Annotated in this window: 20 protein-coding genes; 8 read left to right on the top strand and 12 right to left on the bottom strand. The window is 61.4% G+C overall.

The window, feature by feature from the left end; genetic code table 11:
• Positions 1–59 precede the first annotated feature (59 nt).
• Positions 60–2,186 (top strand): TRAP transporter permease, encoded by a 2,127-nt coding sequence (locus ACO08A_RS06920; protein ID WP_422040430.1) that lies wholly within the window; start codon positions 60–62, stop codon positions 2,184–2,186.
• A gap of 92 nt (positions 2,187–2,278) precedes the next feature.
• On the opposite strand, the gene ACO08A_RS06925 is transcribed toward ACO08A_RS06920, so the two are convergent.
• On the bottom strand, positions 2,279–3,013 hold the full coding sequence (locus ACO08A_RS06925) for a winged helix-turn-helix transcriptional regulator (protein WP_422040431.1): 735 nt from the start codon (positions 3,011–3,013) through the stop codon (positions 2,279–2,281).
• Positions 3,014–3,178: 165 nt separating this feature from the next.
• Here ACO08A_RS06925 and ACO08A_RS06930 point away from each other — a divergent pair, with 165 nt between their 5' ends.
• The 4 genes from ACO08A_RS06930 (at position 3,179) to ACO08A_RS06945 (ending at position 6,445) form a co-directional block, all read left to right on the top strand.
• On the top strand, positions 3,179–4,588 hold the full coding sequence (locus ACO08A_RS06930; RefSeq protein WP_422040432.1) for an FAD-binding oxidoreductase: 1,410 nt from the start codon (positions 3,179–3,181) through the stop codon (positions 4,586–4,588).
• A 26-nt stretch (positions 4,589–4,614) separates the two neighbouring features.
• Positions 4,615–5,280 (top strand): hypothetical protein, encoded by a 666-nt coding sequence (locus ACO08A_RS06935; RefSeq protein WP_422040433.1) that lies wholly within the window; start codon positions 4,615–4,617, stop codon positions 5,278–5,280.
• A 29-nt stretch (positions 5,281–5,309) separates the two neighbouring features.
• On the top strand, positions 5,310–5,906 hold the full coding sequence (locus ACO08A_RS06940; RefSeq protein WP_422040434.1) for a hypothetical protein: 597 nt from the start codon (positions 5,310–5,312) through the stop codon (positions 5,904–5,906).
• A 137-nt stretch (positions 5,907–6,043) separates the two neighbouring features.
• Entirely contained in the window at positions 6,044–6,445 is a 402-nt protein-coding gene (locus ACO08A_RS06945; protein ID WP_306144486.1) for a RidA family protein, read from the top strand.
• Positions 6,446–6,505: 60 nt separating this feature from the next.
• Here ACO08A_RS06945 and ACO08A_RS06950 read toward each other — a convergent pair whose 3' ends face one another.
• From ACO08A_RS06950 to ACO08A_RS06965, 4 genes are all read right to left on the bottom strand, one after another.
• Positions 6,506–8,122: a thiamine pyrophosphate-binding protein gene (locus ACO08A_RS06950; RefSeq protein WP_422040435.1), complete on the bottom strand. Its 1,617-nt coding sequence runs from the start codon at positions 8,120–8,122 to the stop codon at positions 6,506–6,508.
• Entirely contained in the window at positions 8,119–9,399 is a 1,281-nt protein-coding gene (locus tag ACO08A_RS06955) for a CaiB/BaiF CoA transferase family protein (RefSeq protein ID WP_422040436.1), read from the bottom strand. Before ACO08A_RS06955 ends, ACO08A_RS06950 begins: the two co-directional genes overlap by 4 nt.
• Positions 9,400–9,784: 385 nt before the next feature.
• Positions 9,785–10,636 (bottom strand): alpha/beta hydrolase family esterase, encoded by an 852-nt coding sequence (locus ACO08A_RS06960; protein WP_422040437.1) that lies wholly within the window; start codon positions 10,634–10,636, stop codon positions 9,785–9,787.
• Between the two features lie 111 nt (positions 10,637–10,747).
• A complete protein-coding gene (locus tag ACO08A_RS06965; protein WP_422040438.1) occupies positions 10,748–11,533 on the bottom strand; it encodes an ion transporter in 786 nt (261 codons plus the stop codon).
• A 201-nt stretch (positions 11,534–11,734) separates the two neighbouring features.
• Here ACO08A_RS06965 and ACO08A_RS06970 point away from each other — a divergent pair, with 201 nt between their 5' ends.
• Positions 11,735–12,496, top strand: a complete 762-nt coding sequence (locus ACO08A_RS06970) for an SDR family oxidoreductase (protein ID WP_422040439.1) — start codon at positions 11,735–11,737, stop codon at positions 12,494–12,496.
• Positions 12,497–12,800: 304 nt separating this feature from the next.
• On the opposite strand, the gene ACO08A_RS06975 is transcribed toward ACO08A_RS06970, so the two are convergent.
• Positions 12,801–13,280, bottom strand: a complete 480-nt coding sequence (locus ACO08A_RS06975) for a DUF302 domain-containing protein (RefSeq protein ID WP_422040440.1) — start codon at positions 13,278–13,280, stop codon at positions 12,801–12,803.
• 82 nt (positions 13,281–13,362) lie between these two features.
• Complete coding sequence (locus tag ACO08A_RS06980) at positions 13,363–14,514, bottom strand: YeeE/YedE family protein (RefSeq protein ID WP_422040441.1); 1,152 nt, start codon at positions 14,512–14,514, stop codon at positions 13,363–13,365.
• Between the two features lie 272 nt (positions 14,515–14,786).
• Here ACO08A_RS06980 and ACO08A_RS06985 point away from each other — a divergent pair, with 272 nt between their 5' ends.
• Together ACO08A_RS06985 and ACO08A_RS06990 are read left to right on the top strand one after the other, a co-directional pair.
• Complete coding sequence (locus ACO08A_RS06985; protein ID WP_422040442.1) at positions 14,787–16,172, top strand: tetratricopeptide repeat protein; 1,386 nt, start codon at positions 14,787–14,789, stop codon at positions 16,170–16,172.
• 107 nt (positions 16,173–16,279) lie between these two features.
• Entirely contained in the window at positions 16,280–17,497 is a 1,218-nt protein-coding gene (locus ACO08A_RS06990) for an OpgC family protein (RefSeq protein ID WP_422040443.1), read from the top strand.
• A gap of 226 nt (positions 17,498–17,723) precedes the next feature.
• On the opposite strand, the gene nqrF is transcribed toward ACO08A_RS06990, so the two are convergent.
• Genes nqrF through ACO08A_RS07015 form a run of 5 tightly spaced genes read right to left on the bottom strand, consistent with a single transcriptional unit; the run spans position 17,724 to position 22,234 of the window.
• The gene (gene nqrF / locus ACO08A_RS06995; RefSeq protein ID WP_422040444.1) at positions 17,724–18,944 is read right to left on the bottom strand and encodes an NADH:ubiquinone reductase (Na(+)-transporting) subunit F; all 1,221 of its coding nucleotides are present in this window, start codon (positions 18,942–18,944) and stop codon (positions 17,724–17,726) included.
• 12 nt (positions 18,945–18,956) lie between these two features.
• Positions 18,957–19,565 (bottom strand): NADH:ubiquinone reductase (Na(+)-transporting) subunit E, encoded by a 609-nt coding sequence (gene nqrE / locus ACO08A_RS07000; RefSeq protein ID WP_319385527.1) that lies wholly within the window; start codon positions 19,563–19,565, stop codon positions 18,957–18,959.
• A complete protein-coding gene (locus ACO08A_RS07005; protein ID WP_421981167.1) occupies positions 19,565–20,218 on the bottom strand; it encodes an NADH:ubiquinone reductase (Na(+)-transporting) subunit D in 654 nt (217 codons plus the stop codon). The genes nqrE and ACO08A_RS07005 overlap by 1 nt, the downstream gene beginning before the upstream one ends.
• Positions 20,218–21,042, bottom strand: a complete 825-nt coding sequence (locus ACO08A_RS07010) for a Na(+)-translocating NADH-quinone reductase subunit C (RefSeq protein WP_422040445.1) — start codon at positions 21,040–21,042, stop codon at positions 20,218–20,220. Before ACO08A_RS07010 ends, ACO08A_RS07005 begins: the two co-directional genes overlap by 1 nt.
• Entirely contained in the window at positions 21,035–22,234 is a 1,200-nt protein-coding gene (locus tag ACO08A_RS07015; RefSeq protein ID WP_319385524.1) for an NADH:ubiquinone reductase (Na(+)-transporting) subunit B, read from the bottom strand. The genes ACO08A_RS07010 and ACO08A_RS07015 overlap by 8 nt, the downstream gene beginning before the upstream one ends.
• Between the last annotated feature and the right edge of the window lie 2 nt (positions 22,235–22,236).

The following is a 22,236-nucleotide window of genomic DNA, read 5'->3' on the forward strand; positions in this document are numbered from 1 at the left end:
ATGCCCGAGCCGCAATCGCGGCTCGGGTCCCATGCGCGAAGCTTTGAGACCCTGCCGCCATGTCAGAACCATCCGAGCCCATTTCCGCCAGCGTCGATCGCGACGCTCATACCGGCCTTGAAGGCTGGCAAGGAAAAGTGTTCGGCCTTCTGTGCGTGCTCTACGCCGCCTGGCACCTCTACAGCCTGAACATTGCACCGCTCGAAACCTGGCTCTTCCGCATTCTCCACATCTTAGGTGCGCTCGTCCTGGGATTCGCTCTGACAGGTGTGCTGCTTGTGGGCAACGACAAGCGCTTGCGCAACGACAAGCTTGAGTGGATCATCGCGGTTCTCGCCGGACTACCCGTTCTCTATGCGCTCGCCCTCACTGCTCATGGCGTAAGCCAGTACTGGAGCAGCGGCACGGTTCAAACTCCCGACACGACTTTCGCTTTTTTCGGGATCGCGCTCGGCTCCGGAACACTGCTTGCCATTTTTGCCGGCTGGTTTTTGCGCGGCAGGGATGGATCCGTTTCACCGATCGACTGGGTGCTCATATTGGCCAGCATTGCGTCGACCGGCTTCATCGCGCTCAGTCTTGATGCGCTTAATCTGAGACTTCGGGCAGGCACTCCCTTCGCCGACCCGCAAAATGCCTGGGCGGCCTTTGCTGCCATGGCACTCATGCTGGAACTCACACGGCGTGTCGCCGGCATGGCGCTCGTCGTCATCGCCACTGTGTTTGTCACCTACTCCTTTGTCGGCCCCTGGCTTCCCGGCTTCCTGGAACATCGTGGCTACGATGCAAAACGTTTCTTCAGTTACGTCTTCACGGATAACGGCATTCTCGGCCCGACGACGGCGGTGTCGTCGACCTACATTATCCTCTTCATCATTTTCGCGGCCTTCCTGCAAAGCTCCAAGGTCGGCGACTATTTCGTGAACCTCGCCTTTGCCACGGCAGGCCGTGCGCGCGGTGGTCCCGCCAAGGTCGCGGTGTTCGCGTCAGGTCTGATGGGCATGATCAACGGCACCTCTGCGGGCAACGTTGTGTCGACCGGCTCGCTGACGATCCCGCTGATGAAACGTGTCGGCTACCGGTCGCAATCGGCCGGCGCGATTGAAGCCGCCGCCTCGACCGGCGGCCAGATCATGCCGCCTATCATGGGTGCCGGTGCGTTCATCATGGCCGAGATCACAGGCATTCCCTACACCGAGCTCGTGATCGCCGCGCTCATTCCAGCCGTGCTGTATTTCGTGTCGATTTACTTCATGGTCGATTTCGAGGCGCGCAGGCTTGGCATGCGCGGCATGACAAATGAAGAGGTGCCGAAGTTCCGGAACCTGGCGAAGCAGGCCTTCCTGTTCCTGCCGATCATCATTCTCGTGGGCTCCCTGTTCCTCGGTTATTCGGTGATCCGCGCCGGGACGCTCGCGATTGCCTCCGCCGCTGTCGTGAGCTGGCTGACACCTTTCAAGATGGGGCCCCGTGAGATCATCGAGGCGCTGCGCAATGCCTCGCAAATGTCAATCCAGATCATTTCGGTGTGCGCGACCGCAGGCATCATCGTCGGCGTGATCTCCCTGACCGGCGTTGGTGCGCGGTTTTCATCACTTCTTTTCGAACTGGCCGAAACAAGCAAGCTGCTTGCGCTGATTTTCGCGATGATCATCTCGATCATTCTAGGCATGGGAATGCCAACCACAGCGGCCTATGCAGTCGCCGCTTCCGTCGTGGCCCCCGGCTTGATCGAACTCGGGATCGAACCGTTGATCGCGCATTTCTTCGTCTTCTATTTCGCGGTCGTCTCGGCGATCACACCGCCGGTGGCCCTCGCCGCCTACGCGGGCGCGGCGATTGCCGGGGCCGAACCGATGCGCACCTCGGTGACCGCATTCCGTGTCGGTCTTGCCGCTTTCATCGTGCCTTACATGTTCTTCTATAGCCCCGGTCTTCTGATGGAGGCGGGCTGGCTCGAGATCATCCGCAACGCCGCAACCGCGATCATTGGCGTTTACTTCCTGTCGGGCGCTGTGCAGGGTTACCTGATGGGTCCGCTTGGACCTGTCTGGCGCGTTCTGTTGCTTGGCGCAGCACTGTGCATGATTTCGGGGGACTGGCGGACCGATGTGATCGGCGTTCTGCTGGGAGCGGGTCTCTGGCTGAAGTCGCGGCGCGAGACACCGCTTTCGTCTGCAGCATGACTGAATTGGGGAACGGGTTGCAGCGCCGGCGTCATAGGTCCGGTGCCGTCACAAAGCGCATTTGCGCGAGCAGGACTTTGGCGGCAGCCCCGCTAGCCCGTCTGTGCGACCGGGGCGTCTCCAGCCAGGTCCGCCTCGGTTCCGGTTTGCCGGGGGAAGCGGGCAAGCGCGCTAAGCATCAGCCAGTCCGGCAGGGCGCGCCGGTATTTCTCCTGTCCGACGACGGTGATGTGTCCGTTGGCGATTTCACTGCGCAGATCGCGCATGCCGCGCCAGGCTTCGATGAACCGCCTGATGTCTGACGAGATCGACAGGTCCTCTTCAAAGCCCGGATATTTCAGGCACATGTCGACCTCGCCGTCCTCCACCACCAGCCAGAAGCGGCTGAAGCCCTTGTGGGTGCCGGAAAACGCGAACTCCATCACGATCCGATTCTCGGGCATCGCGTCCACGTTCAGCCTGGTGTGCATGCTCCACGCGAGGAAGGCGGGATCGAGATCTTCCGTTTCCATGTCGCGCGACCACTTCTGGCCCCAGACCGCCAGGCTCATGATGATCGGGTCGAGATCCCGGCCGGCGTCGGTGAGTTCGTAGGAAAAGCCGCGGCCATTGTCGAGCGCGCGGCGCGTGATCAGGCCGGCATGTTCCAGGCTCGACAGGCGCTGGCTCAGCAACGTCGCGGAGATCTTGGGCACGCCGCGGTGAATTTCGTTGAACCGCGTGCAGCCATCAATCACCCGGCTGATGACGAGCAAGGTCCAGCGCTCACAGAGAACTTCCGCGGCCAAGGCAAGCGGGCAGTACTGTCCATAACCCTTATACGGCATCCGGCACTCCTCACATCTGGCGTCTTGTTTCAAAAAGACTACGGCGGTGCCTGTAGCCGGACAACTCCAGAATCTGGAGTTACTGCACATTCATGAGTTTTTCGCGGCCGCAGTTCCCGGCACGCTGTCCTGACGGTCAACAGACAACGGACAGTGGACGACGATATGGAAGACCTTCTCACTTCGCAGCTGGCGGAACGTCTCGGTCCTGTTGCCGTCTTTCCTGACGACGCGGGCTACGACGAGCGAAGACAGGTCTGGAACGCGCTGATCGACCGGTTCCCGGCCGCCATCGTGATTGCCAGGGATCCCGGCGACGTCCGCCGCGCGGTCACCGCCGCGGCCGCCTGCGGACTTCATGTCTGCATCAAGGGCGGCGGCCACAACATCGCCGGTTCGGCGGTTGCCGACGGTGCGCTTATGATCGACATGTCGGATCTGAAGCATATCGAGATCGATGCCGATCATCGCGTGGCGCGGGTCGGCGGCGGGGCGACCTGGGCCGATCTCGATGCAGCCGCGCAAGCCTTTGGCCTGGCAGTGCCCGGCGGTGTGGTCTCCTCGACCGGGGTCGCGGGCCTGACGCTCGGGGGCGGCTTCGGATGGCTGGCGCGCCTTCACGGCCTTGCGGTCGACAACCTGCTCTCGGCGGAAATCGTGCTGGCGGACGGCACGATCGCGGTCTGTTCGCAGAGCGAACACCCCGATCTCTTCTGGGCGATACGCGGCGGCAGCGGCAATTTCGGTGTCGTGACCGAATTCACTTTCAGGCTGCATCCGATCGGTCCGCAGGTTCTTTTCGGCCCGACCTTCTTTGCCCTGGAGGACGCGCGGAACGTCCTTTCCGCTTACGCTACGCAGGCCCCTTCCCTGCCACGCAAAGCCTGCGTGTGGGCAAACCTCATGACTGCGCCGCCCGTGCCGGTTCTGCCCGAGAGCGTTCACAGAACCAAGGTTCTGACGCTGATGCAGTTCCACGCAGGCCCGGCCGAAGAAGCACAGGCCGACCTTAAATGCCTTTACGCCGGTGTCGAACCGCTCGGCAGCGCGTTTGCGGCCAGGCCTTTTACGGAAGCGCAGAGCTTTCTCGATGGCGCCTATGATTTCGGCGCTCGCAACTACTGGCGGGCACACAATCATCACGCCGTGACGCCTCAGCTGATCGATCTGCTGGTGGACCTGGCGCCGGGCATGCCGAGTGCGGATTCGGAACTTCTGATCTGTCTTCTCGGCGGTGCCGTCGCGGATGTCGGCGAGGCTGCCACGGCCTTCCCGCACCGGCAGGTCCCGTTCATGACGACGCCGGGTGCGCGCTGGCGCGACGAAAGCGACGACGCTGACATGATCGGCTGGCTGAAGCGCGTCTCGGAAAAGATCGCCGCGCACGCCGTGCCCGGATCCTACGTCAATTTCATCGCCGAGTCCGACGGCAAGGCACCGAACGCCTATCGCGGCAACCTCGACCGGTTGACCGAGGTCAAGCAGAGGTATGACCCGGCCAACCTCTTCAGATTCAACCAGAACATCGCGCCCGAGACGCATTCCGCAGGTCAGCGTACGCCTCTTACCCGTTGAAGCCCCAAGCTTGAAAGGACAAAACCATGTTGAATGCTTCCAGAATTCTCCGGCAGGTCTTCCTCGCCGCAACCGGCCTGGCCGTCCTCGCTGCTGGGGCGCATGCGGGTGACGGCCCGATGGTCTCCCGGACCGTCGAACACATGGCAACGGCGAAAAAACCGGCAATGCCGATCAGCGGGTCGCAGGCCAGGCTGTCGAGAACGCCCGACGGCGCAACGATGACGCTGCGCACGTCCGAACTCGTTCCCGGCAACGTCACGACGGCCTGGTGGGTGATCATGACCCGGCCTGAAAACTGCTCGGCGACACCATGCACCGCCGAGGACGTCATTGGCAGGGCCGCGGAGGTCGGTACGCAGATCGTTTATGCCGATGGAGTGGTCAACACACCCGACGGGCGCGCGGAGTTCACCGCGTATCTTCCCGCGGGCGGCGTCGCCGGCGGATGGTACGAGCAGCGCTTCGATACACCTCACCAGAGCGAGATCCACCTGGTGCTGAACGACCATGGTCCGCTGATCCCCAACATCGCCGCCTCAATGCTCACGAGCTACCGCGGGGGCTGCCGGGACGACAGCCTGCCGCCCCCATTTCCCGATACGGCGAAGGCCGACGGAACGGCCGGGCCCAACGCCTGCCGTCTGATCCAGGACGCCATTTTCACGGTGCTGGCGTCCGAGGGGAATTAGAGCCGGTTTTCACAAAAGGAGTATTTCAGATGTTAAGGACTTTTTTCACGACCACCGCAATTTGGGCGTTCCTGTCGAGCGCCGCTGTCGCCGTCCCTGTTGCCGCAGGTGACACGATCCGGGGCAGCTACGCTTTTTCGACATTCGGCGCCCAGGAACTTGAACCGAACTCGCTCCTTTTGAGATTGTCATCGGCCGATCTGTTCGGTGGCAGCGATGCCGTCGGTGTCCGTATTCTGGATTCCAGCCTGACCTCGCTGCTGTTCAGCCGGGTTGACGCCATTACTTCGGCGCTGGATGCAACGGTCGGAATTCCAACGGAGCGTTCGGATTTCCTGCCGGGTGTTCTCGGTCCCTCCGATCCGCCCCGGATCCCGCGCACGGGATTTGTCGAAATCACCGGTCTTGCCGGATCCTTCGACGTCGCTTCGCTCACGGTCTTCGGGATCGAGGTTACGGGGGCGATCGGCATCACGCGGCAGGCGCAGGTGAGCGCATTCGAAACTGTCGAGACGCCGGCAACACCGGTTCCCCTGCCCGCACCCGGCCTGCTGCTTGCCGGGGTCCTCGGCGGGTTTCTCGGCCTCTGGAAACGCAGCCGCGAAGGCCGACCCGGCACCGCCTGATAGACCGGGCGCGGCCTGGCTCCCTTCTGCCGCGCCCGTCAACATAGCCGGGTAACGGAAACGTATCGCACAAGGGGTGGCCAATATCGGGCACTCGGCTAAAGTGAAGGCCTACCGTGTCTTGCGAAGAGGGTCTCATGTCCGATCGTATCAACCCCGAAACACTCTACAACAGCGTCCAGTGGGGCTTCTCACACGCAGCCGTGTCCGAGCCGGGCAGGCTGCTGCATCTTGCCGGGCAGGTTGCATGGGACAAGGATTGCCAACTGGTCGGCGGAGATGATCTGAACGCACAGGCGCGGCAGTGCCTTGCCAATCTCAAGGCCGTGCTTGCGGACCAGGGTCTCGGCCCGCAGCATCTCATCCGGCTCAGAACCTATGTCGTCAACCACACGCCGGAAAAACTCGAGCCGGTCGGCATGGCGCTCGGTGAATTCTGGGGCGACGTCACGCCGGCACCCAACACCTGGCTCGGTGTGCAGTCGCTCGCCCTGCCGGAGTTTCTGGTCGAGATCGAGGGAACGGCCGTGCTGCCCTGAGACAGGACTGCACGTTCTGTTCAACGCCCGCGACTTTGACGGCGCGTGGAAAAAGTGCTCTCAGAACGCCCCGTCATAGGCACGCCGCTCTATGCGGCAGGCGAGAATGGTGAAGCCGTCGCGCTGCAGTGCGTCAGTTGCCTCCTGCCTGAGATCACCCGCGTTGTCGATCCAGACGCCGTGCCCGCCGTAAGCGCGCGCGACGGCCGGGAAATCCGTCTCGCCGAAGTCGACACCGACATTCGGTCTCTGGCTGCCGCGCTGCTTCAATTCGATCAGCGCCAGGCTGGTGTCGACGAGGACGCAGATGATCACCGGAATGTTCAGATCCCTGAGGGTCGACAACTCCCCGAGGCACATCTCAAGACCCGCATCGCCCACGAATGCGATCACCGGTGACGTGCCTTCAACCAATCTGTGGCCCATGGCCAGCGGCACGGCGCAGCCCATGGTGCAGAGCGCAGAGGATTGCAGCATCTGCCGCGGTTGCGGGCATTTCCAGATCTGGCTGACGAGGATCCGGTGAGCACCGCTGTCAGCGGTCGCAACGGTTTCGGCAGGCATTACCTCCCGCAAGGTGTGGAACGCCGTTGCCGGGCCCCAGCCGTCCTTCTCCGGCCCGAAGCCCTCGGCGAGTTCCGCCGCGACTTTTTCCGGTTCCCCGCCGGGCCAGGAAGGCCGGTCCGGTTTGCGTGCCGCGCCCAGCAGTTCCAGCGCGGGCACAACAGCGCTGCGCAAGGTGGCCGAAACGTTGTGCATGCCGTGGGTTCTGAGCACCGGGGTCACGTCAATGACCGATGCATTCGTGTCCCAGGGATTGCGCCAGTTGATCCGCATTTCAATCGGGTCATAGCCGAGCAGGAGGATGCAGTCGCTCTGATTGATCAGCGGCAGAAGATGTCCGTCCGCCTTGGGCGACAGGCCCGCGCCGCCGAGGGCCAGCGGATCGTTCTCGTCAAGAAGCCCCTTGCCTTTGTAGCTCGTAACCAGCGGGATCCCGAACTCCCTGCAGAAATCGCTGATCGCCGCCGAGGCGCCCTCATTCACCGCATCGACACCGGCGATGGCGATCGGACGCTCCGCTTCTGCAAAAAGCGCCATCGCGGTGTCCAGATCGGTGCCGGTCGCGGCCCTGGTTGCGACCGGAGCAGACAGGAAGGAGCGCGACCACGGTTCTTCCGTCTCCGTTTCCGCGACCTTGATCGGCACATCGATATGAACCGGGCCGGGCTGGCCGTCGAGCGCGATCGCCAGCGCCTTTTCCATCATCACGTCGAGCGCGCCGAGACGGGCGGAAAAGCTTGCCTTGACGATCGGGCGCAGCAGTTGCTGATGATCGAAGACCTGGTGCGTGTAGCTCTCCGCTTCACCCTGGTCGACGCATCCCGTCAGGAAGATCAGCGGGACCCGGTCCTGCCACGCGTTCGCGACCACATTGACCGCGTTCGCCACCCCGGGACCGATCGTTGCCAGAAGCACACCTGGGGCGCCGTCCGCATGCCAGCCGCCTTCCGCCATGAAGCCGCCGGCGTTCTCGTGCTTGACCAGAATGAAATTCATGCCGGCCTGATCGAGCGATTGCATCAGGGCAAGAACCTCTCCCCCGGGGATTCCGAAAGCGTGTCGGCAACCGGCAGCGTGAAGCTTGCCGGCAATGATGTCTGCGCCGGTAGTCATTTGGCGGATTTTTCCTTGTCTTCTGGTGCGGTTCGGAGGCCGACAATGCCCTTCTCGGACAGGCCATGCAATGTTTCGTCGGACAAGCCGAGGTGTCGCTGCAAGATGTCGCCCGTGTCGGCTCCGAGCATCGGCGGAGCCTTGGCGTAGGTGACGGGCGTCTTTTCCAGGTTGATCGGAGACCCGATCAGGTCCACCGTCCCGCTGACCGGGTGCGGCAGGGTGATGCGCATTGCCCGTTCAAGGATCTGCGGATCGGAAAACACCTGCTGCAGATCGTTGACCGGACCGCAGGGAACACCCGCGTTCTCAAGCTCCGAGATCCACTCGGCAGCGGTTTTTTCAATGGTCAGGCGGCGGATCAGGGGGATCAGCTGTTTGCGGTTGCGGACCCGGTCGGCATTTTTCGCATAGAGCGGATCGGCTGCCAGTTCGGGTGCGCCCGCCACCTCGCAGAACTTCTGAAACTGCGTGTCGTTGCCGACAGCGATGACGAACGACCGGTCCGCGGCCGGGAAGGTTTCATAGGGCACGATGGTCGGGTGACCGTTGCCCAGCCGGCCGGGCACATCGCCCGAGACGAGATAGGCGACGCCCTGGTTGATCAGCCACGACACCTGGGCATCGAGCAGGGAGATGTCGACGTGCTGGCCCTCACCGGTTGCATGCCGGTGGTTGAGTGCCGCCAGGATCGAAACGCTGGCGTACATGCCGCACATGACATCGGCAATGCCGACACCGCACTTGGTCTCCGTGCCGCCTTCGTCATCCGGGAACCCGGTGAGCGACATGATCCCGCCCATACCCTGGATCAGGAAGTCGTATCCGGCGCGATGCGCATAGGGACCCGTCTGCCCGAAACCGGAGATCGAACAATAGATCAGACCCGGGTTGCGCGCTTTCAGCGTCTCGTAGTCGAGGCCCCGCCGCTTGAGATCGCCCACCTTGAAATTTTCAACCAGAATGTCGGCCTTGACCGCAAGGTCGGCAATCAGCTTCTGGCCCTCCGGCGTTGCCAGATCGATGGCGACGGAGGCCTTGTTCCGGTTCGAAGATAGGTAATAGGCACTTTCGGCGGTCTCGTTGCCGGCAGCATCCTTCAGGAAGGGAGGTCCCCACCCGCGCGTGTCGTCGCCGCGGCCCGGACGTTCGATCTTGATGACTTCCGCTCCCAGGTCACCAAGCACCTGGGTACAGGTCGGCCCGGCCAGGATACGCGAGAGATCAAGAACAACAAGACCGGACAAGGCGCCGGGATTGGAGGCGGACTGGGACACGCAACACCTTTCGACTGACATTCAGACGGGACATGGACACATCCCCCCTGTCCCGTCAACTCTAGGGTACGGACTCATAATTGAAGTCAATTTGGTTTGGATCGTTTTGACCGGCTGCAATGAGCGAAAGCGCAGGAAATGTGGTTCATTTTCAAGCCTTTCGCGACGATGCAGATGGCCGAAACCGCCAAATCCGAAGGACGGCAAAATGGCTTTACCTCGCAGTATCACCGCGCTTGACCGGGCAAAGGCCCGCTCTGCGCACGCTTCCTCGCGAGATTTTGCCATTTCTGCCGCCAAATCGGCTTCATTTATGGGTCCGTACCCTAGTCGGATTGCGCGTGCAACACCTTGCCTCACATTCCCGCTAATCCCGTGTGAGCCTTCAGCTTTTCCGGTCCCAGCCCCTGATCTCACCCAGTTCGTTCCAGGCCCGTTCGATCCATTTGGCTTCGACGCTGTGACCACCATCGTGAAGGCAAAGTTCGAACAGGCCGCCTTCGGGCGCCCAGCGCTCGCATTGCAAATTGCCGTCGGTCAGTTTTTCGGAATTTGCCTCGGAAAGGCCATTCTGCCGCCGCCAAACATCGAAGCTTTCAAAGACGTCGCCCTGCTTCCACTGGCCGCCGCCCAGCCAGCGCCCGGCCAGCGGAACAACGGTGTCGCTGGTCCCGTGGACATGAAACAGGTACGGATTGTCGGTCGGGCAGGTCTCGGGCAGAGGTTCCCAGAACGCCCCTGCAATCGGTGCATATCCGGAAAAGCGGCCGGCATTCTCGCAGGCCAGATACCAGGTCATGAAACCGCCGGATGAAAACCCGGACAGCATCGTCCTGTCCCGTTCGACACCGAAGCGGCCCTGAAGATCGTCCAGGACGTTGTCGAAAAAGACCGACTCGTCGCGCAGGTTTCTTGGCGCGGTCGGAAACGACCACGTGCCGTTGACGCCTTGCACGGCCACGAAGGCAACGCCAAGCTTGTCCGCCATGCGCTGGAAACCCTGATTGCGGATGGCATTGACCGCCTTGCCGCGATGTCCGTGGAGATACAGGATCGCTCCGATTGGCTCGTCCGAGACGCTCGTTTGCGGCAGGTGGATGTAGTATTCGCCACCATCAAGCGCGCACGCGGTCTCTCCACCGCAGCCCGCGGTGTCGTCAGCATGGGCAAGAGCGGCCAGAAAGGTAGATGCCAGCAAGATGGCGCAGGCGGCAGAGGACAACGTGTCTGAATTCAAGATCGGCTCCTGTAGCGCTCGTCCCGCTCCAAACGACGAGCGGCCGACCCGAAGAGAAGGGCGTCGAGGCCTGTTTGTCCAGCGCCGCATCATCACAAGTCGGCGAGATCTTCAGTCCCACGCGCCCTCGGTCGGGATATTGAGCATACGTCCGCAATGCTTGCAGTGGATCGCATCAGTGTCATGGCGGTTCAGACCGCAATCGGGACAACTGACCCGCGCCTTTGACGGCCGGAAGATGGTCTGCACCAGACGCAGGAACAGCGCGACGCCGAATATCATGATGAGCACCGTCATCAGCCGGCCGATGCTGTCGGTCATCGTGATGTCGCCAAATCCGGTGGTCGTCAGGGTCGTCACGGTGAAATAAAGCGCGTCGAGATAGTTGTTGATGTTCGGATTGCGGTCATCCTCGATGACGAAGACGATCGCGGTCACGACAAAAATGAAGACGACAAGGTTGACGGCTGACTGGAGAATGTCCTCGTTTCTGCGGAACCAGCTCGAAGCTTCGCGCAGTTCCTTCAGCAAGTGATAGGAGCGCAACAGCCGCAGCATCCTGACGACCCGCAGAAACGCGAAGTTCTCGAGGAAAACCGGGGCCAGCAGCGACGCGATCACAACGACGTCGGTGAGCGAGGTGAAACTGAACAGGTACCGGGCCGGTGCCGCCGAGGCGATCAGGCGCGCGATGTAATCCAGTGACAGGACGCCCGCGAGAATGAAGTCGAGCGTGTGAAAGTGGCGTTCCGGATCCATGACGGACGAAACGATGAAATATCCGATCGTGACGACATCGAACGCAAGAAGCGTGAACCTGAAGACCCGCGCCCGCGTTGAGTGACCGAAATAGAGCTGACGGAGCCCCGTCTGCAGCACGGACTTTTCTGCAGCCATCCAAAAAGCCTTGTCATTGTCCGGCCCCGAGGCAGGTTCATCGGGCAGGATCAGGAACCCTCAAAATACATTGTTCAGGCATTCGTGTAATTCCTGCACGATGTTACTGCAAACGAACTGTTTATTCTGCGGCTTTCTCACACTAAGTTTGCGCCAAGTTCAACGCGGGCCGCACGGGGCCGCAAAGTTCAGGGACGTTTTATGTTTGATTTGTCTGGAAAAGTTGCCCTGGTGACGGGCGCAAGCCGCGGTATCGGCGAAGCCGCTGCGCGCAGTCTCGCGAAATACGGCGCGAAGGTCGTGCTCGCGGCACGCTCCGCCGGTGACATTGACCGGATCGCGGCCGAGATCAACGCCGGCGGAGGCGTGGCAGCCGCTGTCACGTGTGATGTCGCAGACTATGCCGACGTCGAAAAGGCGGTCCGGTTCTGCACCGATACATTCGGAACACTCGACATCCTGGTAAACAATGCCGGGGTCATCGAACCCATCAGCAGGATCGAAGCGTCCGATCCCGAAGCCTGGGCGAACGTCATCGATGTGAATGTCAAAGGCGTCTACCACGGGATCCGCGCAGCCGTCCCGCAGATGCTGGAAAACGGGTCTGGGACGATCATCAACATCAGTTCGGGGGCGGCCTCCGGAGCGCTGGAGGGCTGGAGCCACTACTGCTCCTCCAAGGCCGCAGCCCTGTCGCTGACGCGATGCGGCGAAAAGGAATTCGGCGACAAGGGCATCCGTGTCATCGGCCTGAGCCCGGGAACGGTCGCGACCCAGATGCAGGTCGACATCAAGGCGTCCGGCATCAATCCGGTCAGTCAGCTGGACCCGTCCGTGCACATCCCGGCCGAATGGGTCGGCGAGGCCATCTGCTGGCTGAGTACCGATGCGGGTGATCCCTATCGCGGCATCGACTGCTCACTGCGGGACGAGGACGTGCGCAAGGCCGTCGGCCTCATCTGACCCCGAAAGCTGGATTCCCCTAAGGGAACCGCAAAAACAAAAGAGGGCCGCGGTGCGGCCCTCCCATGAGATCGACGTAGACCCAAGGTCCGGATCAGATCCCGGTGAAACTTTTCAATACCAGAGGCTGCTCCAGCACCGATCCACTCCACCCAGACTTCCGGGCCACGTTCCGATACTCACTAGACATGGGCACACCTCCTTTCAATAGTTGACGACGCCTTGAGTGTGACCTTGCAAGTGAGTCACGACAAGCCCAAATTTTCCTCATCCCCAATCGACAAAGCACAATGAAAGCCGCGTGTTACCGGGATGCAACAGCCTTGGTGGCAATGGTCTGAAACACATCGTCCAGTTCGGCTGCCAGCTCGGCAAGCGCATCGCCGCCCTCTTCCATGTAGGGTGCGAACACGAAACTCGGCGTTTTCCAGGACAGGGTCGCGGTGCCGCCGGGGTCTTCGGTGACATAAAACCGGATCGGTGCCTCGATGCCGGCGGCAACCGATGCCTCCAGCATCCTGATCGCGTAATCATTGCGGTAGACCCCCATGACGCGGTTGCCCGGGATCTTCAGCCCGCGCCCCTTGGCGCCGGCGGAGGCGCTCGCCTGTGTCACCAGCAACATCTTTTCCGCCTTGATGGCGGCCTTGAGATCATCGACGAGCGCCTGGTATGGCTTGTCCGTTGCGATGACCTGCCACCCTTCGCGTTCCGCGACACTGTCTGCCATTGCGGGAGAAAAGGAGACGAAAACCAGCAAAAACAAGCTGAGCAGGGTGCGCATAGGCCCGTCCTTCAGAAAAAAATGTTGTTTGTCGAGAGCCTAGCGTGCGCGCGTTCACGCACGCTTCACAATCGGGTGTGACCTAACCCATCCCCAGCTTCAGCCGGAGACGCGTGCCCAGCAGGCTTCCCAGAAAGCCGAACAGCAGCCACAGCCAGCCGTGCAGCGATCCGGACACCAGGCCGCCGAGATAGGCGCCGATGTTGCAGCCATAGGCAAGCCGTGCTCCATAGCCCATCAGCAGACCACCCGCGATCGCCGTCAGCAGATCCCTGCGGCTGAGCTGCCAGACCGGCGCGAACCTGCCGGCAAGGGCCGCCGCCGCCATCGCTCCCAGGATAACACCGAAATCCATCACCGACGTCGTGTCCCTCAGAACGGAGTTTTCCAAGGCGCCGCGCTGCCACGTCCAGTACGGCCAGGTGTCGACCGGAATGCCGACAGCATGAAAGATCTTGCCGCCCCAAAGTGCAAAGGCGGACGTGATGCCCCAGGGCCGGCCGACAACGACAAAGGTCGCGATGCCGACGATGGCCAGCATGATGGCACCCGTCATGGGCGACCACGGCCCGGTCAGGAACGACTCTGTCTTGCGGGAGGTGGCCAGTTCGCCGTGCGCGCCACGTTCAATGCGAACAGTCGCGAAGGCCAGCGCGCCCAAGACGGCAGCCGTGATCAGGAAGGCCCCGTGAGGTCCGAACTCGCGGATAAGCGATGTTGCCGGCAGTTTCGGCAACTGTCCCCAGAGGTGAAGATGGGCGGTTGCCAGCACCGAGCCCAGGATGAAGGCAGCAAGCGTGATCATCATGCGCGTCGATCCGCCGCCGGCCGTGAACAGCGTTCCGGAGCCGCAGCCACCGCCAAGCTGCATCCCGACACCGAACATGAAGGCACCAATGGCCGCGGCAACGCCGAACGGGAAGACGAAGCCTCCGGTCGGCCATCCAAGCTGGGCGCCCCAGGCGATCAGGGGAAAGGAGACGGCGCTTGTGAGCAGGATCAGCACGAACTGTGCGCGCAGACCCGCACCGCGCCGTTCCGTCACGATCCGCCGCCAGGCGGCGGTGAAACCGAAACTGGCATGATAGAGGGAAAGTCCGGCAACGCCGCCTATCAGGACTGCGACAGCCTGACGCAGACCGGCCTCGGCATAGGCACCGAGCGAAATCAGCGCGAGCAGGCCGGCCGCGACGGCGACGACGGTGCCCTGTGACTTCCCAATCGTGACAGCCATAGAATCACTACCCTTTTCCTGCTGCCGATCCTTGCAGCCCGTCCCAAGCAGAGTGCCGAAAAATTGGGCTTTACCCTTGCATCACCCGCCATATCTTCACAATCCAAAGCTCAACGTCTGCACTACACATTGCCAACACCTTTTTGTGTTTTGCAGTTCATGAGAAGGCTGCGGATTTTTAGCGGTGAGAATTCATTCGGCTGCCTGCTGCCGTTCGCGGTGTCCCTGAGACCGCACGGTAGCCGCCAGCATGGGAAACGAGAAGGCCACACATGCGTCTCAGCGATCAATTTGGATATGATCTCACTCTCGCGGACAAGGACGCCGTAGCGGCCTGGGATGCGACCGTGCTGGCCTTTCTGGCGCATGGAAAGACCACACCGGTCCATCTGGAAACCTGTCTCGGCCTGAGCCCGGATTTCGCACTCGGCCACGCTGCGCGGGGAATGTTCTGCCTTCTGCTCGGACGCAAGGAGCTCATTGCGACTGCCGGTGAGTGTCTGAAGATTGCAAAAGCATCCGCCCAGAACACGCCGATCACCGATCGTGAGGCGGCCTTTGTCCAGGCGCTCGATGTCTGGCTGGGCGGTTTCCCCTCCAGATCGGCGGACATTCTGGATGCCATGCTGGTGCGTGTGCCCGAAGATGCCTTCATGATGAAGCTCATCCATGCGATCCGTTTCGTCCTCGGCGATGCCGTCGGCATGCGCCAGTCCATCGACCGGGTCTATTCCGCCTACGACGAAAAGCATCCCGCCTATGGCTACCTGCTCGGCTGCCGGGCGTTCTCACTCGAGGAAACCGGCGACTACCGGCTTGCCGAGGCGTCGGGGCGCCGGGGTCTGGAGTTTGCCCGGGATGACGCCTGGGGCCTGCATGCGGTCGCGCATGTGCATGACATGACGGGCCGGTCCGAAGAAGGTGTCGGCTGGCTGGAAAACCATCCAGACGGATGGGCCCACTGCAACAATTTCGGCTATCATGTGTGGTGGCACCTCGCGCTGATGTATCTCGACCAGGGACAGGCCGACAAGGCGCTCGCGCTCTACGATGCCGATATCCGCAAGGACAAGACGGACGATTACCGCGACATTTCCAACGCGGCCTCGCTTCTCGTCCGGCTCGAGCTGGAAGGCGTCGACGTCGGGTCCCGATGGGAGGAGATCGCGCAGCTGTCCGACAAGCGCGCCGAGGACGGGTGCAACGTCTTCGCCGATCTTCATTACCTGCTGGCACTTTTGAACGGCGGCCGGCGCATGGGCGCGGACCGGCTGCTCACCGGCCTGAAGGAACGCTCGAAGACCGAAACCGATCTCGGACGCATCTCGGCGGAAGCCGGTCTGCCGACAGGGCTCGGACTGGAGCAATACCGGAAGGGCAACTACGCCTCCGCGTTTTCGCTGCTGACCTCTGCCCGCGACAATCTGTACACGATCGGCGGGTCCCATGCGCAGCGCGATGTTTTTGAACGCATCACAATCGACGCGGCCCTGCGCGCGGGCTTTTCGAGCGAGGCCGAAACCATTATCAAGAGCCGCAGCGACAAGCGCGGTGCGCTCGATCGCTTTGCCGAGCAGCGGCTGGAGATCTGCGGCAAGATGCAGAAGGCCGAGCAGGTCATGGAAGACGAGAACCTCAGGGCTGCCAATTCCTACTGAAGGACCTGGCGCCCGAGTGACTGCAATTTTCTGGATTTGACGTGAACGCACACACACAAACGAAACGTCCTCGCGACCCGCGGCTCGATTTCTTTCGCGGGATCGGGATGTTCATCATCTTCATTGCCCATGTGCCGTGGAACTGGTGGACCTTGTGGATCCCTGCGCGTTTCGGCTTTTCGGATGCGACTGAAATTTTCGTTTTCTGCTCCGGCATGGCGTCCGCCCTCGCATTCGGCAAGACGTTCGACGTCTATGGATGGGGCATTGGCGCCGCGCGTGTCGTGCAGCGCATGTGGCAGGTGTACTGGGCCTTTATCGGCCAGTTCCTGGTGATCGCGGTCGGCCTGGTGATGGTGCACGAAAGCGGCTTCCTGAACGATTGCTGCGGACTGACCCAGGACTACGTCAATTCGCTGAACCTCTGGCATCTCTACAACAAGACGGAGATTGCCCTGCCCGGCCTCATGACGATGACCTGGGTGCCCAACTATTTCGACATCCTGCCGATGTATGTGGTGATCCTGGCCCTGATGCCGGCCATCATGCTGATTGCCCGCTATTCCGTGCCCGGTGCCTTCGCATTCTCATTCGGCCTGTGGCTTGCCTCGCAGTTCGGCCTGCTCGACCTGCCGGCGGAGCCCTGGTCGGAGCGCAAGTGGTTCTTCAACCCGTTCGCCTGGCAAATGCTGTTCTTCACCGGGTTCGCCTTCATGCGCGGCTGGATCCCGGCGCCGCCGGTGAACCGGAACCTGATCCTGACCGCCCTCGCGGTCATCCTGATCACGGTTCCCTTCGCCTATTTCCGCATCCATAGCGAGAACCACCTGGACGTCGTCTGGGCGCGCGAGGTGCGCGAGGCGATCAGGCCGCTCTGGGTCAAGACCGAGTTCGGCATCCTGCGCTACGTGCACTTCCTGGCGCTGGCCTATGTTGCCTGGGTGGCCGCCGGCGAACACGGCAAGTACCTTCTCGGCCACGGAGCTCTCTGGGGCGGTTTCGTGCGCGTGGTCCAGAAAGTGGGCCAGCAGTCCCTGGCCGTCTTCATGGCCAGCCTTGTCATCGCCCAGACGGTCGCCATCCTTCGGGACATGGCCTGGGCACGCGGCGAGTGGACAGCGCAGATCTACACCAATTTCGGCGGCTTCCTGGCGCTGATCGCGGTTGCCTACGTGGTTGCCTGGTTCAAGGGCACGCCCTGGCGCAAACCGCCTGCGGTCTCGGGTACTTCGTCCGGAAAGGCGCAGGGTTCTTCCCCGCAGGCGAGCGGCTCGGCGAGCGCCGAAGACGCGTCTCAGAAGACGAAAGACCCGGCGCTCGTTTAGCTCCGGGTTTCTTCCCGAAAACCTGAGTGAGCTTGAAATGTCTGCGTCCGCCGGATCGCTTGCCAGCAAAGCAAGCAAGTAGGCAAATCCCGAACCAGTGCTCAAAAGGCAGCCAGCCGTTTGAGGCAGACAAATCAGGTCATCGAGCCGAAAAAGAAACTGCCCTGACCGTTTGGCGATCAGGGCAGCACGTCGCAGTTCCTGCTGAAAATCCGGTTTTCTGACCTCAGCCGCCGAAGTCGTCGAGCATGATGTCTTCCCGGTCGACACCAAGCTCAAGCAGCATGTTGATGACCGAAGAGTTCATGATGGGCGGTCCGCACATGTAGAACTCGCAGTCCTCCGGTGCCGGGTGGTTCTTCAAATACTCGTCAAAGAGCACGTTGTGGATGAACCCGGTGTAGCCGGACCAGTCGTCCTCCGGCAACGCATCGGACAGCGCGACGTGCCATTCGAAATTCTCGTTTTCGGCAGCGAGCTGATCGAAGTCCTCGACAAAGAACATTTCGCGCTTGGAGCGCGCGCCATACCAGAAGCTGATCTTGCGCTTGGATTTCAGACGCTTGAGCTGATCGAAGATGTGGCTGCGCATCGGCGCCATGCCGGCACCGCCGCCGATGAACACCATTTCCTTTTCGGTCTCGCGTGCGAAGAACTCGCCGAAGGGACCGGAAATGGTAACCTTGTCGCCCGGTTTCAGGTTGAAGATGTAGCTCGACATCTTGCCCGGAGGAATGCCGGACGAGCCGGGAGGCGGAGACGCCACGCGCACGTTCAGCATGATCATCCCCTTTTCCTCGGGGTAGTTTGCCATGGAATAGGCGCGTTCCAGCGGTTCGGAAACGACGGATTCGTATTGCCAGAGATTGAAGCGGTCCCAATCTTCGCGATATTCCTCCTCGACATCGAAGTCGGTGTATTTGAGAGCGTGCTGCGGTGCCTCGATCTGGATATAGCCGCCGGCACGGAAGTTGACGTCTTCGCCTTCCGGCAGCTCCAGAACCAGCGCCTTGATGAAGGTCGCGACGTTCTCGTTGGAGCGGACGGTGCATTCCCATTTCTTGACGCCGAAGACTTCCTCGGGAACCTCGATCTCCATGTCCTGCTTGACGGCAACCTGGCAAGACAGGCGATCGCCACAGGCCGCCTCACGCTTGGTGATGTGGCTTTCCTCCGTCGGCAGGATCGAGCCGCCGCCGGAAAAGATCTTGACCCGGCACTGGGCGCAGGTTCCACCGCCGCCGCAGGCGGACGGCACAAACAGCTTCTGTTCGGCGAGGGTCTGCAGCAGCTTTCCGCCAGCCGGGACGGAGATCGTCTTCTCACCGTTGATGCTGATATTGACATTGCCTGTCGACACGAGCTTGGAGCGCGCGCCGAGAATGATCATGACGAGCGCCAGCACGATCAGGGTAAAGAGCAGAATGCCGAGTCCGAATGTGGCCACAAGGCTCTCCCGTTACAGTTTGACGCCGCTGAAGGACATGAAGGCGAGTGCCATCAGTCCGGCAGTGATAAAGGTGATGCCCAGACCCTGAAGGCCTTCAGGAATGTCGGAGTATTTCAGTTTTTCCCGAACGCCGGCCATGGCCGTGATTGCCAGAGCCCAGCCGAAACCGGAGGAAAGCCCGTACGTGACCGACTCGGTGAAATCGTAGTCGCGTTCCACCATGAACAGCGACCCGCCGAGAATGGCGCAGTTCACCGTGATCAGGGGCAGGAACACGCCGAGCGCGTTGTAGAGCGGCGGGAAGTACTTATCGAGAACCATCTCGAGGATCTGCACCAGCGCCGCAATCACGCCGATATAAGAGATCAGGCCGAGGAAGGTCAGGTCGACATCGCTGAATCCGGCCCAGGCGAGCGCGCCGGGTGCAAGCAGATAGTTGAGGATGATGTTGTTGGCCGGAACCGTGATCGCCTGGACGATCATGACCGAAATGCCGAGACCGATCGCGGTCGAGATCTTCTTCGACACGGCGATGAAGGTGCACATGCCCAGGAAGAAGGACAGCGCGAGGTTCTCGACGAAGATCGCCTTGACGGCTAGGGAGACCAGATGTTCCATCAGTGCGCGTCCACCACCTGGATCTTGTATTCGGGTTCCTCGACCTGTTCAGGCTTCCAGGTCCGGAACGCCCAGATCAGCAGCCCGATGATGAAGAAGGCCGACGGCGGCAGCAGCAGCATGCCGTTGGGAACATACCAGCCGCCGTTGTTCACGGTCTGCAGGATGTTGAAGCCGAAAAGGCTGCCCGCCCCGAAGAGCTCACGGATGAAGCCGACCAGCATAAGGATCAGGCCGTATCCCAGACCGTTGCCGACACCATCAATGAAGGAGGCGACCGGCGGGTTCTTCATGGCGAAGGCTTCCGCCCGGCCCATGACGATGCAGTTGGTGATGATCAGGCCGACAAAGACCGACAAGGTCTTCGAAATCTCGTAGGCATAGGCTTTCAGGACCTGGTCCACGATGATCACGAGAGACGCGATGATCACCATTTGCACGATGATCCGGATCGAGCCCGGGATGTGGTTGCGCAACATCGAGATGAACATCGATGCGAAGCCCGTCACCAGGGTCACGGCGATCGCCATCACCAGCGAGACCTGCAGCGACGAGGTCACGGCCAGGGCAGAACAGATCCCGAGAACCTGCAGCGTTATGGGATTGTTGTCGACCAGTGGATCGATCAGCATCTGTCTTCTGGTCTGCGCCATCAGATCTCTCCTGCTTGCAGTTTGGCCAGGAAGGGCGCATAGCCCGCCTCGCCCATCCAGAAACGCACGAGGTTATCAACGCCGACCGAGGTTAGCGTTGCACCCGCCAGCGCGTCCACATGATATTCTTCCCCCTGCGGCGGGGCGGTCTTGGCAACGGTGATCAGCAGATTGCCGCCATCGTCGGCAAGTTTCTTGCCATTCCACAGCGCCTTCCAGCGCGGATTGTCGACTTCCGCACCCAGCCCCGGTGTTTCCGCGTGCTGGTAGAACTGCAATCCGTAGATGTCGTTGCCGTTCGCCTCGAGCGAAATGAACCCGTAAAGCGTCGACCAGAGGCCATAGCCGTGCAGCGGCAGGATCACCTTGTCCAGGCTGCCGTCGTCCTTGCGCAGGAGATAAACCGTGACGTACCTGGATTGGCGGCCGATCGACGCCGGATCGTTCTCCAGGGCGATGGAGGTTTCCGGATTGCTGGCAGCGGCAAGGTCGTCGAAGGTCGCCGGGTCGAATTTGTCCGTGAACTCGCCGGTCGCCAGTTCAAGGACATGCGGTTCGAAGACCTTGAACGCTTCTGCAACATCGGTGCCGGGTTCATAGCGGCCGGCGACCTGCAGAATGTTGATCTGCTTGTCCTTCAGCGCATTCACGGCCTGGAGCGGGCGCAGGGAAACGGCGGCCGCCGACACGATCATGGACGCGACCAGGCACAACGACACGGCCACGAACACCGTCTTGGGAACGGAGTCGGCCGGCATGTCGAGAAACCGCCGCACGAAGCCCTTGTTCTGGCTGTTTTCGTTCTGTCCGGTGTCTTCAGGCATTTCGCTTCGCCCTGCGTTTGATGTTGGCCTGCACGACGAAATAGTCGATCAGCGGTGCGAACACGTTGCCGAACAGGATCGCCAGCATCATGCCCTCCGGGAAGGCCGGGTTGATCACCCGGATCATGACGACCATGAAACCGATCAAGGCGCCGTAAATGTACCGCCCCATGTTGGTGTGGGACGCGGAGACCGGTTCGGTGACCATGAACGCGAGGCCGAAGGCATATCCGCCGACAACCAGATGCCAGTACCAGGGCATGGCGAACATCGGGTTCGTATCCGAGCCGATCAGGTTGAGCAGGGTGGAAAATGCGATCATGCCCGCAAGACAACCGACGACGAGGCGCCAGTTGGCGATCTTGGTCACAAGCAGGAAGGCGAGACCAATCAGGCAGGCAAGGGTCGAGGTTTCGCCGATGCTTCCCTGGATGATGCCGAGGAAGGAATCCATCCATGTCATGCCATGGGCTGCGAGTTGGGCGTAGCCGTCCGATGCGGAGACGGACAGCGCCGTTGCGCCGGAAAAGCCGTCAACCGGTGTCCAGATGGTGTCGCCCGACATCTGCGCGGGATAGGCGAAATAGAGGAACGCACGGCCGGTGAGCGCCGGGTTGAGGAAGTTCTTGCCGGTTCCGCCGAAGACTTCCTTGCCGATGACGACGCCGAACACGATGCCGAGGGCAACCTGCCAGAGCGGCGCAGTCGGCGGCAGGATCAGTGCATACAGCATCGAGGTCACGAGGAAACCTTCGTTGACCTCATGGCCGCGCACGGTCGCGAAAACCACTTCGCAAATGCCGCCTGCGACCAGCGTGGTGATGTAAATGGGCAGGAAATAGAGCAGACCGTGCACGAAATTCGCAAACGGATTGGCCGGATTGAACCCGATCCCCAGAGCCTCAATGATCCAGGCACGCCATCCGGACGCGCCATAGGTCGCAATCGCGTGGTTCGCCTGGAAGCCGATATTGTAGAGCCCCACCAGAATGCACGGGATCGTCGCGATAACCACGTAGGTCATGATGCGTTTCATGTCGATGTAGGATCGCGCGTGCGGCGCTGCGGTCGTGACGGTCCGCGGGGTATAAAGGAAGCTCTCCACCATCTCGTAGACAGGGAAGAGTTTCTCGTATTTTCCGCCCTTTACGAAAAGCGGCTCAATGCGGTCAAAGAAGCTGCGCAGACCCAAAA

The sequence above is a fragment of the Roseibium sp. genome, assembly GCF_965232425.1.
Classification (GTDB): Bacteria; Pseudomonadota; Alphaproteobacteria; order Rhizobiales; family Stappiaceae; genus Roseibium.

Excerpts from the sequence above, each read along its gene's own strand:
- ACO08A_RS06920 (WP_422040430.1), top strand. The coding sequence starts at position 60 with ATGTCAGAACCATCCGAGCCCATTTCCGCCAGCGTCGATCGCGACGCT.
- ACO08A_RS06925 (WP_422040431.1), bottom strand. The coding sequence starts at position 3,013 with ATGCCGTATAAGGGTTATGGACAGTACTGCCCGCTTGCCTTGGCCGCG.
- ACO08A_RS06930 (WP_422040432.1), top strand. The coding sequence starts at position 3,179 with ATGGAAGACCTTCTCACTTCGCAGCTGGCGGAACGTCTCGGTCCTGTT.
- ACO08A_RS06935 (WP_422040433.1), top strand. The coding sequence starts at position 4,615 with ATGTTGAATGCTTCCAGAATTCTCCGGCAGGTCTTCCTCGCCGCAACC.
- ACO08A_RS06940 (WP_422040434.1), top strand. The coding sequence starts at position 5,310 with ATGTTAAGGACTTTTTTCACGACCACCGCAATTTGGGCGTTCCTGTCG.
- ACO08A_RS06945 (WP_306144486.1), top strand. The coding sequence starts at position 6,044 with ATGTCCGATCGTATCAACCCCGAAACACTCTACAACAGCGTCCAGTGG.
- ACO08A_RS06950 (WP_422040435.1), bottom strand. The coding sequence starts at position 8,122 with ATGACTACCGGCGCAGACATCATTGCCGGCAAGCTTCACGCTGCCGGT.
- ACO08A_RS06965 (WP_422040438.1), bottom strand. The coding sequence starts at position 11,533 with ATGGCTGCAGAAAAGTCCGTGCTGCAGACGGGGCTCCGTCAGCTCTAT.
- ACO08A_RS06970 (WP_422040439.1), top strand. The coding sequence starts at position 11,735 with ATGTTTGATTTGTCTGGAAAAGTTGCCCTGGTGACGGGCGCAAGCCGC.
- ACO08A_RS06975 (WP_422040440.1), bottom strand. The coding sequence starts at position 13,280 with ATGCGCACCCTGCTCAGCTTGTTTTTGCTGGTTTTCGTCTCCTTTTCT.
- ACO08A_RS06980 (WP_422040441.1), bottom strand. The coding sequence starts at position 14,514 with ATGGCTGTCACGATTGGGAAGTCACAGGGCACCGTCGTCGCCGTCGCG.
- ACO08A_RS06985 (WP_422040442.1), top strand. The coding sequence starts at position 14,787 with ATGCGTCTCAGCGATCAATTTGGATATGATCTCACTCTCGCGGACAAG.
- ACO08A_RS06990 (WP_422040443.1), top strand. The coding sequence starts at position 16,280 with ATGTTCATCATCTTCATTGCCCATGTGCCGTGGAACTGGTGGACCTTG.
- nqrE (WP_319385527.1), bottom strand. The coding sequence starts at position 19,565 with ATGGAACATCTGGTCTCCCTAGCCGTCAAGGCGATCTTCGTCGAGAAC.
- ACO08A_RS07005 (WP_421981167.1), bottom strand. The coding sequence starts at position 20,218 with ATGGCGCAGACCAGAAGACAGATGCTGATCGATCCACTGGTCGACAAC.
- ACO08A_RS07010 (WP_422040445.1), bottom strand. The coding sequence starts at position 21,042 with ATGCCTGAAGACACCGGACAGAACGAAAACAGCCAGAACAAGGGCTTC.